Here is a 13,868-nt window from a genome sequence, read left to right as displayed (position 1 = left end):
GGATAAATTAAAAACGCCGGACTCACAGTCCGGCGTTTTTTTTGAGGCTGTGAGACTGGCGCAGGTGTTTACCCGTGCCAGCCCTACTAACTAGCAGCTTCAATAGCGGCAGCTGCTTCCGCTGCGGCCAGTGCTGCACTGTTTTTCTCTGCATACTCATCGCGCTTAGTCTCGAAGTGCGAAAAAATCTCAGTAATGGTGTCGAGGTTCTCGGCAATTTTGCCGTGCATCGTACCCAGGTTTTTCTCCAGATACGAGTCATTTAACCCATTCATATTATCAACTTCAATCTTGCCAATTTTCTCGATCAGGGCTGTCTGACTATTCTGAAGGTCTTCCAGTTCACGAACGATTTTGTTCATCAACTCAAACTTCTGTAGCTTATCCATATTATTTTTTGTTGAGTATTACTTTATAAACGGAACAACAACCAAATGGTTTGACCGGACTCGCTGCAGATTGCCTAAGTAGATGTGAGGCAGCGACTTACTCTGTATATAATTAGCTTACATACCCCTACTACTAACCGCCGTGTACACAAAACCTACGCTATTCTTCTCGCTTGCCTTTGTCGGGATCTCGCTACTCGAAATGATTGGCGATACGTTCTCGATTAGTTGGCTTCATTACGGATGCAAACCACTCATTATGGGTCTGCTACTTGGGTATGCCTGGCATCACTATCGAACAACAGGCTTTCCCCCTATTTACCGCTGGTTGATGGTTGGTATGGTATTCGCCTTATTGGGCGATGTATTTCTGATGATCCGCGAAGTTGACCTGTTTGCTCTGGGGCTGGGCGCTTTTTTAGTCATGCAACTCTGCTATAGTAAAGCCTTCTGGCTGTCTATACGCCGAAATGGGCAAAACCTTACGCTCCCATCAATATGGAAACGAGCGCTCCCCTTTGTCCTGTATCTGGTCATTTTTCTGGCTGTGCTCCGCCCGGCATTCGTTCACAATCCAGCCTTGCAATTGCTATGGTGGCCGGTTGTCGTATATGCCCTTTGTCTGAATACAATTGGGCTTCTGGCTGTTTTACGAGAGGGTGCATCAGCGTATGGCGGGGTCGTAGCGGGTGCCTTGTTATTTATCCTGTCTGACTCACTGATTGCCATCGACAAGTTCCTGACGCCTGTTCCCGGCGCTACCTGGCTTGTCATGAGTACCTATGCAGCCGCCCAATACTTGATTATTGTGGGCATGATTCAATGGGTATCAATGCCTGAAAACCAGCCTACGTCAGTTGAATCTGTACGATCATAGTAAAACACAACGCCGGTCAGTTTTGACCGGCGCTGTTCGTTTTAAAGATGTAGTCACTTAAGCCTGACTGGTTGGCTCGGGAGCGTCTGGCTTTTTGCCTAACACATCGTCAATGGTGGCTTCGGCATTCGGGAAGTTCGTTTTGAGCATTTCAGCGAGTTGTGTTTTCAGCTTCTCGAAATACTCCGGCGCATTATCAATGGCTCCTTCGGCCTCCGTTTTGAGTTGATTTCCTTTTTCTTTCAGATCGGCCATCAATTTCTGACCATCCTCCGTTTGGGCATACTTATTGAGCGCCACCCCGGCAGCAGCACCGAGGATAAACGTGGCTAAATGTTTCGCGTTGACAGGCATAGGTTTTGTTTTTAGTTGGTTAAATTACTTGCCGAACCTACCCAAACGATTTTATAAAGACTAATACAATGTGAGGAGATGCTGAAATGCACAAATCAACGGTCTAATAACTCCGCAAGAATCGGGTTTCCTCTCGGAGGGCTTATGGCGACATTTGTATAGGTCAAACAACGATACGTCATGACAACCAACAGCACCTACACCTATCAGCAAATTGCCCGCGCCATCGAACACCTCACCACGCACTTTCGCGAGCAGCCCTCGCTTGGGGAGTTGGCCGAAAAAGCGAATCTAAGCGAGTTTCATTTCCAGCGATTATTCACCGAATGGGCGGGGGTTAGTCCCAAAAAGTTTGGTCAATACTTAACCCTTGAACACGCCAAAACCCAACTACGCAAAGGGGCTCCTCTAAGTGATGCCGCCCACGAAGCTGGCCTTTCAGGTACGGGTCGGTTACACGATCTATTCGTTACAATTGAAGGCATTACCCCAGGCCAGTTCAAGCAAGCTGGTTCCGGGCTTGTCCTTTCGTATGGTATCTTTAATAGTCCCTTTGGGGAATACGTATTGGGAGCCATCAACGGGAAAATTGCACTGCTCCACTTCCTGAACGACGGAGACACTCCTGAATCCATTCTGACAGCCGCCTGGCCCGAAGTTGCACTTCACTGGAATCAGGATGCAGTACAAACCCTGGCGGATCAGGTTTTTCCGTCAAACGACGTTGTCTCTGAAACACATGCGCTACCAGTTTTACTTCGCGGTTCTGCCTTTCAGCTTAAAGTATGGGAAGCCTTACTCAAAATTCCGGAAGGGCGGCTGGCTAGTTACGACCAGATTGCCGAAGCCATTGGGCAGCCTACAGCCTCACGGGCCGTTGGAACAGCCATTGGAAGTAATCCCGTTGGCTATCTAATTCCATGTCATCGGGTTATCAAAAAAACCGGCCTGTTTGGCGGTTACCGTTGGGGAGTTGAACGTAAACAAGCCATGCTCGGCTGGGAAGCTGCGCGGGTTGATCAATAAAAGTTATTGTCCACAGAGACACAGAGATTTTGTGGCTTTTCTCTGTGTCTCTGTGGTTAAATTTTTTTTAATATAGATGGTAATTATGCTTGACAAACCGCTCACTTCTATCAACTGGCCATCTTACCAGCAAACTCTCTCCGAAACAGGCTTTACTGTTTTACCCTCACTAATCTCACCCGACGAATGCCGTGAACTGGCTAACCTGTTCGATACGCCAGTCCTGTTTCGAAAGTCAATTGTCATGCAGAAACATGGTTATGGCAGTGGCGAGTACAAGTACTTTAATTACCCATTACCGCCCCTTGTCGATGCGCTTCGACACGAATTGTTTACACACATAGCGCCGGTTGCTAACGACTGGAACGAAAAACTCGGCATTCCACAACGGTACCCAACCGACCTCGACGACTGGCTGGCAACCTGCCACAAAGCAGGACAAAAGCGCCCAACGGCACTAATTCTGAAGTACGGCGCGGGTGATTGGAATGCACTCCATCAGGATATTTACGGTGAATTATACTTCCCGTTTCAGGCCGTTCTGTTTCTGAATCAACCCGGCCAGGATTTCTCAGGAGGTGAATTTGTATTAATAGAGCAACGCCCCCGTATGCAATCGAAAGCCATTGTACTGCAACCCGGACAGGGTCAGATTGTGCTGTTTACCACAAAATATCGGCCTGGCAAAGGGTCACGAGGCTATCATAAGGTAGGTATGCGTCATGGAGTGAGTGATGTAAAAACCGGTCAACGGATGACGGTAGGGCTCATTTTTCACGACGCAGCATGATTCGGCACACGGCCCTCGGCCCGACACGTTTTGCCCAGCTTCGTAATCTGGCAACATTGATAAATAGCAAAGCAATTACGATAGGAGGCCATCGTCCCGGAAAGATTTACGGTACCCTTACCTGCCGAACAGGCAAACGCATGAAACCGGAAAAGCGGGTGTTTTTTCAGGAAGAAACAGAAGCTGTTGCGCTTGGTTATCGGCCCTGTGCGGTTTGCCTACCAGACAAATACAAGGTCTGGAAGGAAGCTAGTAAGTAGGTTTGTAATGCCATTTTTTATACTAAACTTGTCCATACACAAACTCAACATAAACATGACGGTCGTTACCTAGAAAAAGCCACCCCGGCGAACCAGTCGTTTGTCTACCCGACCTATTCCGTCCGCCCTCATCTACGAAATGTGGGCGGAAAACCTGTTTATTACTGGGGCTACCAGGAGGTTTTAGCAGGCAAGAAATCTATTGAGGAAATTAGGTCGTGTTCTGATTTACAGGGAGTACTAGTCTCGTTACTGAATGGGTATTTATATAGTGTCATCAATCGAAAAAAATACCTGCTTGCCACCAATGAAATAGGCTTGCATTTGGCATTGAATGATAATCTAGGTAACGATGTGGTTCTTTTTGAGAAAGAAAAGCTTGGCAAACTCAACGGAAAATATTTCGATATACCACCGAAAATCGTCATTGAAGTTGATATTAAAGCCGACTTATCTGATTTTCCGAGCAAAGCCGACGAATACATTATGCGGAAGTCGCAAAAACTGCTTGATTTTGGTGTTGAGAAAGTACTGTGGGTAATTACAGGTACACAGAAAGTCTACGTCATTGACCACAATGATCCAACCTGGTATGTGGTTAACTGGACCGAAAACATTACTGTACTGGATAATTGTATACTGAATATCAAGCAACTTCTCGATGACGAGGAGATAGTTTATTAAGCACCTAGCACTGCCTTCTTCAATACCACCACACTTTGCTCGAGTTCCTCCTCTGTACTGGACGCAAACCCCAGTCTCGTTCCGTTGAGCCGCTGTCCGGGGGGGTTATGCAACACACCACTCGACAACATCAGCCCTTCCCGAGCCGCTCGTTGCGCTATCAACTCCATATCAATGACCGGATCAAATGTAGACCAGACAGCCAGTCCGCCGTCGGGTTTTGTAAACTGAATGACATCGGGCAATTCCCTTGTCAATAGATTGCAAAAATGGTCGCGCCGAGCGTGATAGGTGCGTAGGGCTTTACGAAAATGGCGCTTTAAATCGCCCGTTTTAAGGAGTTGCCCAATGGCAAACTCAAGCATTGGATCGCCCTGTCGGTCAATGATGCGTCGGAGCCTTGCCAGTTCATCAATTACGGCCGATGGGGCCACTACGTAGCCAATTCGAAAAGCCGGTGCAACGGATTTAGTTAACGAACCTACATAAACGACCATGCCTTGCTGGTCGGCGCTGGCCAGGGGAAGAATCGGGCGACTGAGGTAATGGAAATCGTAGTCATAATCGTCTTCCAGGATAGCAAAACAGTACTGTTCAGCTAGTTGGAGCAATCGAACTCGTCTGTCTGCCCGCAACGTTACGGTGGTTGGATAGTGGTGATGGGGAGTTACAAAAACCATTCGGATTGGCCGGGCGATGCTTCGCTGTTTGTGGCAAAGAGCCTCCAGGGCATCAATATCCATACCCTGTTGAGTAACCGGAACGGTCAGCACCGATGCGCCCGTTTTTAGTATGTTCATCGTGGCACCAGCCCAGGTCGTTTCGCCCGTTACAACTACGTCGCCCGGCCGTAACAGTACCTGGCAACTCAGGTGCAACCCCATGATGCTGCCACGCGTAATGAGCACATTGTCGGGCGTTGTTCGTAGTCCCCGCGTTTCGTTCAAATGAATCGAGAGTTGTTCCCGAAGCAACAAATGCCCTTTGGTATCGCCATAGCCGAAGTGCTTCTGCGGGTTACCCCATCGAAAATACGAGCGATACGCCCGGCTCAATTCCTCCATGGGTGCCAGTCGGATGTCGGGGAAACCATCATCCAGCCGTAACCCAGCCTGATCGGTGAGTACAGGCCGAACCAGAAAATTGAGCGATTCAAAACGATAGCCGGGCTGTTTATTCGTCTGACCTTCAGAAACGCCATATCGTTGAGATATGGCGTTTCTACTAGTACCCTCCGACACCAATGCTTGTGGTTTAACCTCTTCAATGTGAGTCGCTACATAGGTCCCACTCCCCGACCGACTTTCGAGCCAGCCTTGTGCTAAGCCTTCGTCATAAGCCGCTACGATGGTTTGGCGATTCAATGTCAGTAATTCGGCTAGTTGACGCGTACCCGGCAGACGCTGACCTGGGGCTAAGTTACCTTTCCGAATAAGTTGACCAAGCTGATCACTCAGCTGCAGGAAAACGGGCGTTGTTGATGACTTATCAATCTGAATCAGGGATCTGAATGGCAACATAACCGGACTAGCAGTTTTATAAAAATCGGACGATTTCAATAGTCCAGCAAAGAACGACATTTGTTTCAGAAATTAACTAGATCCTATGCAAACCGCTCGCACAACGCCCAGCCGATTAGCCAAACGTGCTCATTACGATGAAGCTACCATTCACCCGATTCTTGATGAAGCCTTATTCTGCACGGTCAGTTTTGCCGTCGACGGGCAACCGATGGCCATTCCTACCGCCTTCGCCCGGCAGGGTGACAAGCTCTATATTCATGGATCGGTAGGTAGCCATTTCATCCGGGCTATCGAACACGGGGGTGCGGTTTGTATCACGGTCATACTGGCCGACGGGTTGGTATTAGCGAAATCAGCTTTTCATCACTCGGTCAATTATCGGTCGGTTGTGATCTTCGCTACAGCGGAAAAAGTTACGGATGAAACCGAACGAATGAATGCCCTGGCTTTACTGACTGACCACCTGATTCCTAACCGCTGGGATGACCTGCGCCCCACTACCGATAGTGAAATGCGAAAAACCACTGTCCTACGTTTCTTGTTGGCCGAATCCTCCGCAAAGGTGCGTACCGGTGGACCAAATGATGATCCTGAAGATGAGCACCTTCCCACCTGGTCGGGTGTAATTCCACTGCAAACGGTGCGCCTAACACCAGTGCCAGCGGAGCTTAGTGTCAATACAGTTTTGCCAGCTTATCTGCAATAAGCCAATCGTTACTATGCTACCTATTAACGACTTATTGCTTTTCGCGCTAGCTGCACTGGGTTTGGTACTTAGTCCTGGCCCGAACATGATTTATATCATTTCCAGATCCATCACCCAGGGACGACGCGCTGGGTTACTGTCGCTGGCGGGTGTACTGACCGGCTTTCTGGTACATATTTTTCTGGTCTCATTTGGGCTAACCGCTGTATTTATGGCCATCCCAATGGTGTACGAAATTCTGCGCTGGCTTGGCATTGGGTATTTACTTTTTCTGGCCTGGGAAGCGATCAAACCCGGCGGTAGTTCCCCATTTGAGACACGCAATCTGCCCCACGATTCCAATGCCAAATTATTCCAAATGGGTTTTCTAACCAACGCCTTGAATCCGAAAGTAGCCGTTTTCTATCTGTCCTTTTTCCCACAGTTCACCCGGCCCGAATACGGTTCGTTACTCGCTCAAAACGTTGAATTAGGACTTACACAGTTAGTAGTCAGCGCAACCGTCAACTTCCTGATCGTACTATCAGCAGCGCGGATGGCACGTTGGTTTCAGAATCGTCCGACCTACATTCGGGCGCAAAAATGGGTTATGGCCAGTATCCTGGCCGGGCTTGCGATGCGCATGGCCATTGATAAAGGGAAGTAATTTATAGTCATTAATTTAGCAATCATGAAAACTAACTATGGGTACATTTTGTGTGACCCCGATGGGATCACACAAAATTCGTCCTGGCTTTCGTGATTCTAATACGAACAACGATACCTCTATGTATACCCCCAAACTGTTTCAGGAAACCGACCGCGATAGTTTGTTTCAATTTGTCCGGGATAACCCGTTTGGCTTACTGGTCACCACAGGCAACGATGGTATTCCCGTAGCCACGCATATACCCATCGAACTCCTACCCGATGCCGACGGCCAATTCCAGTTGATTGGTCACCTGGCGAAAGCGAATCCACAATGGAAGTTGCTGGATCAGGCTACGCCCGCACTGGCTGTATTTTCGGGAGCGCATGGCTACATATCCTCGTCCTGGTACGATCATGTGAATGTGCCGACCTGGAATTACCTTGCCGTTCAGATTACAGGACGAACCCGCGTATTGACGGACGACGAAACCCTGGCATTCCTGCGTCAACAGGTAGATAAGCACGAAGCCTATTCTAAGCATCCGGTATCGGTAGACAGCATGACGGAAGGGTATGTACGTAAGGAGATGCGGGGTATCGTCGCCTTTACCATGACTATTGACACATTACAAGGTACGGCTAAACTGAGTCAGAATCGCGACGACAAAAATTATCAGAACATCATTTCTGAACTACAACAAACCAACAACCCGAGCGCTAAGGAGCTAGCCAATGAGATGGCAGCTCGGCGCCCATGATTGTTGGCCCAAACAAAATCAGCTATGGCGAAGCAACATCAATACGCGCTGACAATAAAGTGGACTGGTAATACAGGAGAAGGAACCAGTACCTACCGATCCTACGAGCGAAGTCATATCATCTCCGTCGATAATAAGCCGGACATTCCTGGCTCATCGGACCCAGCGTTCCGGGGCGACAGCACAAAATATAACCCGGAAGAATTACTGGTTGCCTCACTATCAACTTGCCATATGCTGTCGTACCTACATTTATGTGCCGTAGCGGGTGTCAACGTGATCGAATACACCGATAAGGCAACAGGCGTTATGGTCGAAACGCCGGAAGGTGGTGGGCATTTTAGTGAGGTCACGCTTCATCCACATGTTGTAGTTGCAGATTCCTCCATGATCGACAAGGCCAATGAGCTGCACCATCAGGCAAACAAGCTCTGCTTCATAGCTAACTCCTGTAACTTTCCAGTTCACCATGAACCAACTTGTATAGTGTGAAGTCAGATTCTTAAATCTGACTTCTGAGGTTTCTCAAAACCTATAGCTACCATGCCTTAGGTTTTGAGAAACTGACACCACGTACACTACTTTTTCTCGTGATAAACCAGCACCGGTACTTCTGATTTTTCAATCAATTTGGCCACGTGATTGGGGTGGAATAAACTATCCAGAAACCCGGATGCAGGGTATAATTGCATCACAATCAGGTCAGCATGGGCATCCTCCAGTTTATCTTCGGTCAGAATGAGCAGTTGGGCGTCAAATGCCTCTACCAGTGAATCTGTCTGAAAAGACACCTGAGCCTGCGTTGTTTCGGGCTGCATGGCATAGGCAATTGTATGTACCTGAGCCGGACGAATGGCATGTCCTTCGGGCGTGGTGGGTACAATCAGCACCGGGCACTGAGCGCTATCGGCCACATCGGTTACCGCACTACCCGCCAGTCGGTCAAAAAACGTGCTTAGGTCACTTCGTCCCATTATAATCAAGTCAGACGAACGTTCGCGGGCGGCATCCAGGATACTGTCATCAACAAAGCCAATGCGCCAGTCAACCTCAACAGATAGCCCTTCAGCTTGTAGTTCATCGGCCAGTTTGCCCAATCGCTGGCGGCTAATATCTTCAAGTTCCTGAGATGCGATAAAACCCATTCCTGGATCGCCAAGAGTAGGAAACGTAGTATCGGCAACCATGGGTTGAAAAACGTGCAGTAACGTAACGGTAGCACCCGTTTTGTGCGCAAAGAGCCGCACCCAATCCAAAGCGGCAGTTGTATTGGACGAAAAATCGGTAGGGAATAGTAGGGTTGTCATAAAATGTTTACGGTTTTCAGTACATGGTTTATGCCGGGCTATCGCTACGGTAGCAGATGCATACCTATAAACCATGTACTGAAAACCGTAAACGGCTAACTATGTTCAGCGTTTTCCGGGTGTAGATGTCGGTATTATACCGGAATCACCACCTCGCTTCATGTTTTCAACGGCTAATAGCTGGTTCATTGTTTTTTGCATACCCTCGGTGGAACCGTCTAAGAAAATGACATTACCCTTCCCGTTTTCGGCAAAATGCTTGATGGCTTCGGTCCAGATCGAGAACAAAATCAACGAAGCATCCAGGTTCGCTTCATTCATTACTTTGGCTGACTCGGCCATACCCTTAGCGACTTCTTCCCGGAACAAAGCCACACCCTGACCGCGTAATTGCGAAGCCGTTTTTTCTGCTTCGGCAGAAATCTGGATAGCATTCCCTTCGGCCTGAGCCGCTTTGGTCTTGGTAATCAGTAAGGCCTGTCCTTCGTTTTCGGCAGCTGCTTTCAGGTTTGAGGAAGCCACAACCTGCGCCATTGACCGCATAATGACTTCGTCGAAGGCGATATCGTTTAACTGGAGGTCGGTGAGGTGATACCCCCAACTTTCGAGCAGGACATCAAGTTGAGATTTTACGTGTTCGATGATTTCGGAACGCAGTGCCAGAATTTCTGACTGGCGTTTGGTAGCCACAAAACTCCGGATCGAGCCTTCAATGGTCCGAATGAGCGCCTGCATAAATGAGGCTTCGTCAATGAACTTGAAGGCTACGTTTTTAATCGTCTCTTCAGCCTGATTAAGGACCGAATAAACCAGCATGGCCTTGAAATTCACATTGGCCTGATCGGCAGTGATGGCCTGAAACGCCAGCTCCACGGATCGATTCTGAATAGAAATACGTCGGTAAATGAACTCAATAAAGGGAATTTTAAAGTTCAGTCCCGGCGTCATAACTCGGGAGTATTTACCAAAAACGGTGATAACGGCCACGGTGCCCTGCTGCACAATGACCACCGAAAGGTAGATGATAATGATTGCCAGTACGAAAAATATGCCTAGAAAGCTCATGTATAGAAAAGGTTAAAAAACAAAAAACGGATTCCGCGTATAAGGTACGGAATCCGCTGGAAGGCTAACGAGAATTTTGTTTAATCGGTATTGTCCTTACAAGTGTGTAGTGCTAGATTCTGTGGATTCTTTCGATTTTACAGAAGACCGAGAATCCTCTAGTACGCTTATACCAGTTTAATGTCCGGTTGATAACTCATAATTGACAACCTCTTTCTGCCGATAATACATCATCATGGCCATGATAAAACCAGTAAATGCCAGCATTGCACCAACTAATTCTGGGGATGAATAGCCTAAGCCAGCCGCAATGGGTAATCCGCCCAGGTAAGCCCCCAGCGCATTACCGATGTTAAAACCAGCCTGACTTACTGATGACGCCAGCATTTCGGAACCATTGGCAGCCCGAATCATCAAAATCTGGATTGGCGCGCCCAGGGAGAAAGCAATAGCGCCCGTAATAAATGTCATGCCCAGCAGTGGTATCTGAAAGGGCGAGACATAATAGACTATGACCAGACTAATAGACATCAACAATAAAAATAGAGCGGTAGCCTTTATCGGCGAGATAAGATCCGCAGTGCGCCCCGAAATCAAATTACCAACGGCCATGCCTAAACCGGCCAGTACCAGAATCCAGGTAAGTTGATTGCTGCTAAAGTGTGCGACTTCCGTGAGTAATGGAGCGATATAACTGAACCAGGCAAATAACCCGCCGGTACCAATGGCCGTAATGCCTAAAATGAGCCAGGGCTCTATGTGCGTAAACAGCTTCAGGTCTTTACGCAGATTAGATTCACCCACTACCGGCATAACCGGTAGCAGTTTCTGAATACAAGCCATCGTGATCAGGCCCACGGCGGCAATGATCACAAACGTGATGCGCCAGCTCATGGTATGCCCAATATAGGTACCTAACGGAACCCCAATGATGTTGGCAACGGTCAGCCCGGCAAACATCATAGAAATAGCCTGCGCTTCTTTTCCCTTACCCGCTAATCGACTGGCTACTACGGCTCCTACCCCAAAAAATGCACCATGCGGCAGGCCCGATAGCAAGCGGGTTAGCAACATGATTTCATAATTCGGAGCAAACGACGAGAGTACATTACAAAAAGTAAACAAGGCCATCAGGCCCAACAGAATTTTCTTGGGAGGATAATTTCCGGCAATGCCCACCAGCAGTGGAGCACCCAGTACAACACCCAGCGCATAGGCCGAAATAAGGTGACCAGCAGCCGGAATCGAGATGGTTAATGAGTTTGCAATATCAGGCAGAATGCCCATCATGACGAACTCCGTCATGCCAATACCAAAGCCCCCAATAGCGAGAGGCAACAATGCTTTTTTCATTTGCAGCTTTTTATTTCCTGACAGCCCGCGAGTGCATCCAACTTGGAAAACTCACAATAAACCTCACGAAACGAGGCCTATTTTAACGGAAAAATAAAAAAAGTGCAAAATTGTTCCCCATTCTGAGAATGTTCTAATTTATTAGTTAGTCGATGCAATTAAGGATAATTTTAACCGCAAAGGTCGCAGTGAGTAGTTGCTTTGTGCCTACCTCTTGCGACCTTTGCGGTAAGTACTATTTAACTCGTTTGCCCGGAATATCGCGTCCATTCTGATGGAGAATTAGTTGCGTTACTTCGCCTTTATCGTTCGTGTCAAACGTTACCTGAGCCTCAACAACTTTGAGGTAAAATTTCGTTTTCGACTCGGCAAAAAGCTCAAATTTAGGTTGCCCGGTGGCTTGTCCGAAGAGTTTATCACCATCTCGTGTGATTACAATCGAGAAGGAAGGAGCCAGCTCATAGTTACCTACATACGACTCTAACGTTTGTGCATCGACAGTAACGGCCGTTTCTTTGGGTGCTTCTACTTTTTCGCCTAATTCCTTCAGTTTGTCGAACCCGTTGGTATTACGCGGGTTGAGTTCGACTGATTTTTTGTAATCCTGAATAGCAGCCGCTTTATCACCCGCTTTCATGTATGCTTCGCCCCGGCTATCATAGACATTGTACGATTTTGGGAACGCGTCAACGTTGAACGTAAATACAGCTATTGACTCAGGTAATTTTCCACTACCCATGAGTTCATACCCCAGATTATTTAAGTCGTTCTCATTGATGCCATAGGTTTTATCGGTCTTCCACGCGCTAAATTTTCCCTGTGTTTTGGCCAAAGGTTCTGACAGGATTGACTGCCGAAGCAAATCTGTAATCGGCTTTTTAGGCGCTTCAACGGGTTGATTGTAAAGAATATTAAGGATATTTTTACGGATGCCACTAAGTGGGGCACCACCTGTGTTATTCAATAACACCACTAGCTGTTTATCCTGAGGCAGTCGACTAATGAGGGTATTGAAGCCATTTATGCCTCCCCCATGTTCAATCAATAACAAGCTGTCTTTCCGTTCGCCAACCTTGGTTTTACCAACTATCCATCCGTAGGCATAGCCAAACCCCTCTTCATAACTTCCCAGGAATGGCGTAAACATTGACGCTTTCAACGATGCCGACAAAAGCTTATCGGTGTACAATACCTGATCCCAGCGATATAAATCCTCTACTGTTGAATACATTGACCCAGCCGCATACGGAATTGACATATCTAGATAGGGCGCATTAACGTACGTCCCTCTTTCTTTTTCGTAGCCTGCAGCCCGTTTGGGTAGTATCGGGCTGAATAAATCGTAACCTGTATCGTTTAGCTGTGCGGGTATAAGAATCGTTTCTTTTAGGAGGTCAGCATAGGATTTCCCAGTCACCTTTTCTACAATAACGCCTAACAGAAAGTAGCCGGAATTGCTATAATTAAACTTCGTTCCTGGTTCAAAATCCAGAGGCAGGTTGGAAAATTCTTTCGTAAATACTGTTGGTGTATAAGGGTTACGAGCCAGTGTCTCGAAAAATCGTGGTACATTGGTATAATTTGGAATACCCGATGTGTGCGTGAGCAGGTGATGAACGGTGATTTTATCGCCGGTTGCTTTGGGGTAATCGGGCAAATAATCTGTGATTTTTCCGTTCAGTTTCAGCTTCCCTTTTTCAACCAGTTGCATTATAAGCATGGCCGTAAACTGCTTGGTAATGGAGCCCAGCCTGAATTTGGTATCAGGTGTATTAGGAATGTTCCACTCCATATTGGCCATGCCGTAGCCTTTCTTAAAAATCACCTTGCCATGCTCAGCCACCAGCACAGTTCCGTTGAACTGCCGATTGGCCACATATTGCTGAACGAGTGCGTCAATTTTAGCGGCTTTGTCCTGAGCGAACGTCGCAGAAACGGCCAGCAGAACGGCTATAATGGCCAGATAGAATCGATTACGTATAGGTGTATTGTTCATGGGAGACGATGGAAATGGAATACTTTGCCAAGATTACCCATTTCTGACTTTCGCCATCGAAAAAAGTTAGTAGTCGGTTGAGGGTGGGGATAGATGGTTGATTACAAATAAAAACGTCTTACCACTTAGGTAAGACGGAAAAGCAAATCA

The 13,868-nt window shown here is 47.6% G+C and carries 16 protein-coding genes; 9 read left to right on the top strand and 7 right to left on the bottom strand.

Features of this window, described 5'->3' with window-relative positions; translation table 11 throughout:
- Positions 1-86: 86 nt before the first annotated feature.
- Positions 87-389 (bottom strand): hypothetical protein, encoded by a 303-nt coding sequence (locus ACYVGO_RS35720; protein ID WP_142774373.1) that lies wholly within the window; start codon positions 387-389, stop codon positions 87-89.
- Between the two features lie 142 nt (positions 390-531).
- Between ACYVGO_RS35720 and ACYVGO_RS35715 the strand changes: the two genes are divergently transcribed.
- Positions 532-1,266 carry a lysoplasmalogenase gene (locus ACYVGO_RS35715; protein ID WP_460973462.1) on the top strand — a complete coding sequence of 245 codons (735 nt, stop codon included), beginning with the start codon at positions 532-534 and terminating at the stop codon, positions 1,264-1,266.
- Between the two features lie 57 nt (positions 1,267-1,323).
- On the opposite strand, the gene ACYVGO_RS35710 is transcribed toward ACYVGO_RS35715, so the two are convergent.
- Complete coding sequence (locus tag ACYVGO_RS35710; RefSeq protein ID WP_142774374.1) at positions 1,324-1,620, bottom strand: YtxH domain-containing protein; 297 nt, start codon at positions 1,618-1,620, stop codon at positions 1,324-1,326.
- A 180-nt stretch (positions 1,621-1,800) separates the two neighbouring features.
- Between ACYVGO_RS35710 and ACYVGO_RS35705 the strand changes: the two genes are divergently transcribed.
- From ACYVGO_RS35705 to ACYVGO_RS35690, 4 genes are all read left to right on the top strand, one after another.
- Positions 1,801-2,646, top strand: a complete 846-nt coding sequence (locus ACYVGO_RS35705) for a bifunctional transcriptional activator/DNA repair enzyme AdaA (RefSeq protein ID WP_460973461.1) — start codon at positions 1,801-1,803, stop codon at positions 2,644-2,646.
- Positions 2,647-2,731: 85 nt separating this feature from the next.
- Complete coding sequence (locus ACYVGO_RS35700; RefSeq protein ID WP_460973460.1) at positions 2,732-3,436, top strand: 2OG-Fe(II) oxygenase; 705 nt, start codon at positions 2,732-2,734, stop codon at positions 3,434-3,436.
- Entirely contained in the window at positions 3,433-3,696 is a 264-nt protein-coding gene (locus ACYVGO_RS35695) for an Ada metal-binding domain-containing protein (protein WP_460973459.1), read from the top strand. Before ACYVGO_RS35700 ends, ACYVGO_RS35695 begins: the two co-directional genes overlap by 4 nt.
- A 141-nt stretch (positions 3,697-3,837) precedes the next feature.
- Complete coding sequence (locus tag ACYVGO_RS35690) at positions 3,838-4,380, top strand: Uma2 family endonuclease (protein ID WP_246859210.1); 543 nt, start codon at positions 3,838-3,840, stop codon at positions 4,378-4,380.
- Here the strand turns inward: ACYVGO_RS35690 and ACYVGO_RS35685 are convergent.
- The gene (locus ACYVGO_RS35685; protein WP_460973458.1) at positions 4,377-5,900 is read right to left on the bottom strand and encodes an aminotransferase-like domain-containing protein; all 1,524 of its coding nucleotides are present in this window, start codon (positions 5,898-5,900) and stop codon (positions 4,377-4,379) included. The genes ACYVGO_RS35690 and ACYVGO_RS35685 overlap by 4 nt on opposite strands.
- An 85-nt stretch (positions 5,901-5,985) precedes the next feature.
- Here ACYVGO_RS35685 and ACYVGO_RS35680 point away from each other — a divergent pair, with 85 nt between their 5' ends.
- From ACYVGO_RS35680 to ACYVGO_RS35665, 4 genes are all read left to right on the top strand, one after another.
- Positions 5,986-6,609: a pyridoxamine 5'-phosphate oxidase family protein gene (locus ACYVGO_RS35680; protein WP_460973457.1), complete on the top strand. Its 624-nt coding sequence runs from the start codon at positions 5,986-5,988 to the stop codon at positions 6,607-6,609.
- 13 nt (positions 6,610-6,622) lie between these two features.
- Positions 6,623-7,255, top strand: a complete 633-nt coding sequence (locus ACYVGO_RS35675) for a LysE family translocator (RefSeq protein WP_460973456.1) — start codon at positions 6,623-6,625, stop codon at positions 7,253-7,255.
- Positions 7,256-7,376: 121 nt separating this feature from the next.
- A complete protein-coding gene (locus tag ACYVGO_RS35670) occupies positions 7,377-7,997 on the top strand; it encodes an FMN-binding negative transcriptional regulator (protein ID WP_460973455.1) in 621 nt (206 codons plus the stop codon).
- Between the two features lie 24 nt (positions 7,998-8,021).
- On the top strand, positions 8,022-8,489 hold the full coding sequence (locus ACYVGO_RS35665) for an OsmC family protein (protein WP_460973454.1): 468 nt from the start codon (positions 8,022-8,024) through the stop codon (positions 8,487-8,489).
- Positions 8,490-8,575: 86 nt separating this feature from the next.
- Here ACYVGO_RS35665 and ACYVGO_RS35660 read toward each other — a convergent pair whose 3' ends face one another.
- The 4 genes from ACYVGO_RS35660 to ACYVGO_RS35645 form a co-directional block, all read right to left on the bottom strand.
- The gene (locus ACYVGO_RS35660; protein ID WP_142774383.1) at positions 8,576-9,304 is read right to left on the bottom strand and encodes a universal stress protein; all 729 of its coding nucleotides are present in this window, start codon (positions 9,302-9,304) and stop codon (positions 8,576-8,578) included.
- A 105-nt stretch (positions 9,305-9,409) separates the two neighbouring features.
- Positions 9,410-10,369 carry an SPFH domain-containing protein gene (locus tag ACYVGO_RS35655; protein WP_142774384.1) on the bottom strand — a complete coding sequence of 320 codons (960 nt, stop codon included), beginning with the start codon at positions 10,367-10,369 and terminating at the stop codon, positions 9,410-9,412.
- A 177-nt stretch (positions 10,370-10,546) separates the two neighbouring features.
- Positions 10,547-11,722, bottom strand: a complete 1,176-nt coding sequence (locus ACYVGO_RS35650) for an MFS transporter (RefSeq protein WP_142774385.1) — start codon at positions 11,720-11,722, stop codon at positions 10,547-10,549.
- A 235-nt stretch (positions 11,723-11,957) separates the two neighbouring features.
- Complete coding sequence (locus ACYVGO_RS35645) at positions 11,958-13,718, bottom strand: serine hydrolase (protein WP_460973453.1); 1,761 nt, start codon at positions 13,716-13,718, stop codon at positions 11,958-11,960.
- Between the last annotated feature and the right edge of the window lie 150 nt (positions 13,719-13,868).

It is taken from the genome of Spirosoma migulaei (genome assembly GCF_054776855.1).
This window is presented reverse-complemented; position numbering and strand designations above follow the sequence as displayed.

Bases quoted from the DNA above. Each gene is read 5' to 3' on its own strand.
- ACYVGO_RS35720 (WP_142774373.1), bottom strand. From the start codon at position 389: ATGGATAAGCTACAGAAGTTTGAGTTGATGAACAAAATCGTTCGTGAA.
- ACYVGO_RS35710 (WP_142774374.1), bottom strand. From the start codon at position 1,620: ATGCCTGTCAACGCGAAACATTTAGCCACGTTTATCCTCGGTGCTGCT.
- ACYVGO_RS35705 (WP_460973461.1), top strand. From the start codon at position 1,801: ATGACAACCAACAGCACCTACACCTATCAGCAAATTGCCCGCGCCATC.
- ACYVGO_RS35700 (WP_460973460.1), top strand. From the start codon at position 2,732: ATGCTTGACAAACCGCTCACTTCTATCAACTGGCCATCTTACCAGCAA.
- ACYVGO_RS35695 (WP_460973459.1), top strand. From the start codon at position 3,433: ATGATTCGGCACACGGCCCTCGGCCCGACACGTTTTGCCCAGCTTCGT.
- ACYVGO_RS35685 (WP_460973458.1), bottom strand. From the start codon at position 5,900: ATGTTGCCATTCAGATCCCTGATTCAGATTGATAAGTCATCAACAACG.
- ACYVGO_RS35680 (WP_460973457.1), top strand. From the start codon at position 5,986: ATGCAAACCGCTCGCACAACGCCCAGCCGATTAGCCAAACGTGCTCAT.
- ACYVGO_RS35675 (WP_460973456.1), top strand. From the start codon at position 6,623: ATGCTACCTATTAACGACTTATTGCTTTTCGCGCTAGCTGCACTGGGT.
- ACYVGO_RS35670 (WP_460973455.1), top strand. From the start codon at position 7,377: ATGTATACCCCCAAACTGTTTCAGGAAACCGACCGCGATAGTTTGTTT.
- ACYVGO_RS35665 (WP_460973454.1), top strand. From the start codon at position 8,022: ATGGCGAAGCAACATCAATACGCGCTGACAATAAAGTGGACTGGTAAT.
- ACYVGO_RS35660 (WP_142774383.1), bottom strand. From the start codon at position 9,304: ATGACAACCCTACTATTCCCTACCGATTTTTCGTCCAATACAACTGCC.
- ACYVGO_RS35655 (WP_142774384.1), bottom strand. From the start codon at position 10,369: ATGAGCTTTCTAGGCATATTTTTCGTACTGGCAATCATTATCATCTAC.
- ACYVGO_RS35650 (WP_142774385.1), bottom strand. From the start codon at position 11,722: ATGAAAAAAGCATTGTTGCCTCTCGCTATTGGGGGCTTTGGTATTGGC.
- ACYVGO_RS35645 (WP_460973453.1), bottom strand. From the start codon at position 13,718: ATGAACAATACACCTATACGTAATCGATTCTATCTGGCCATTATAGCC.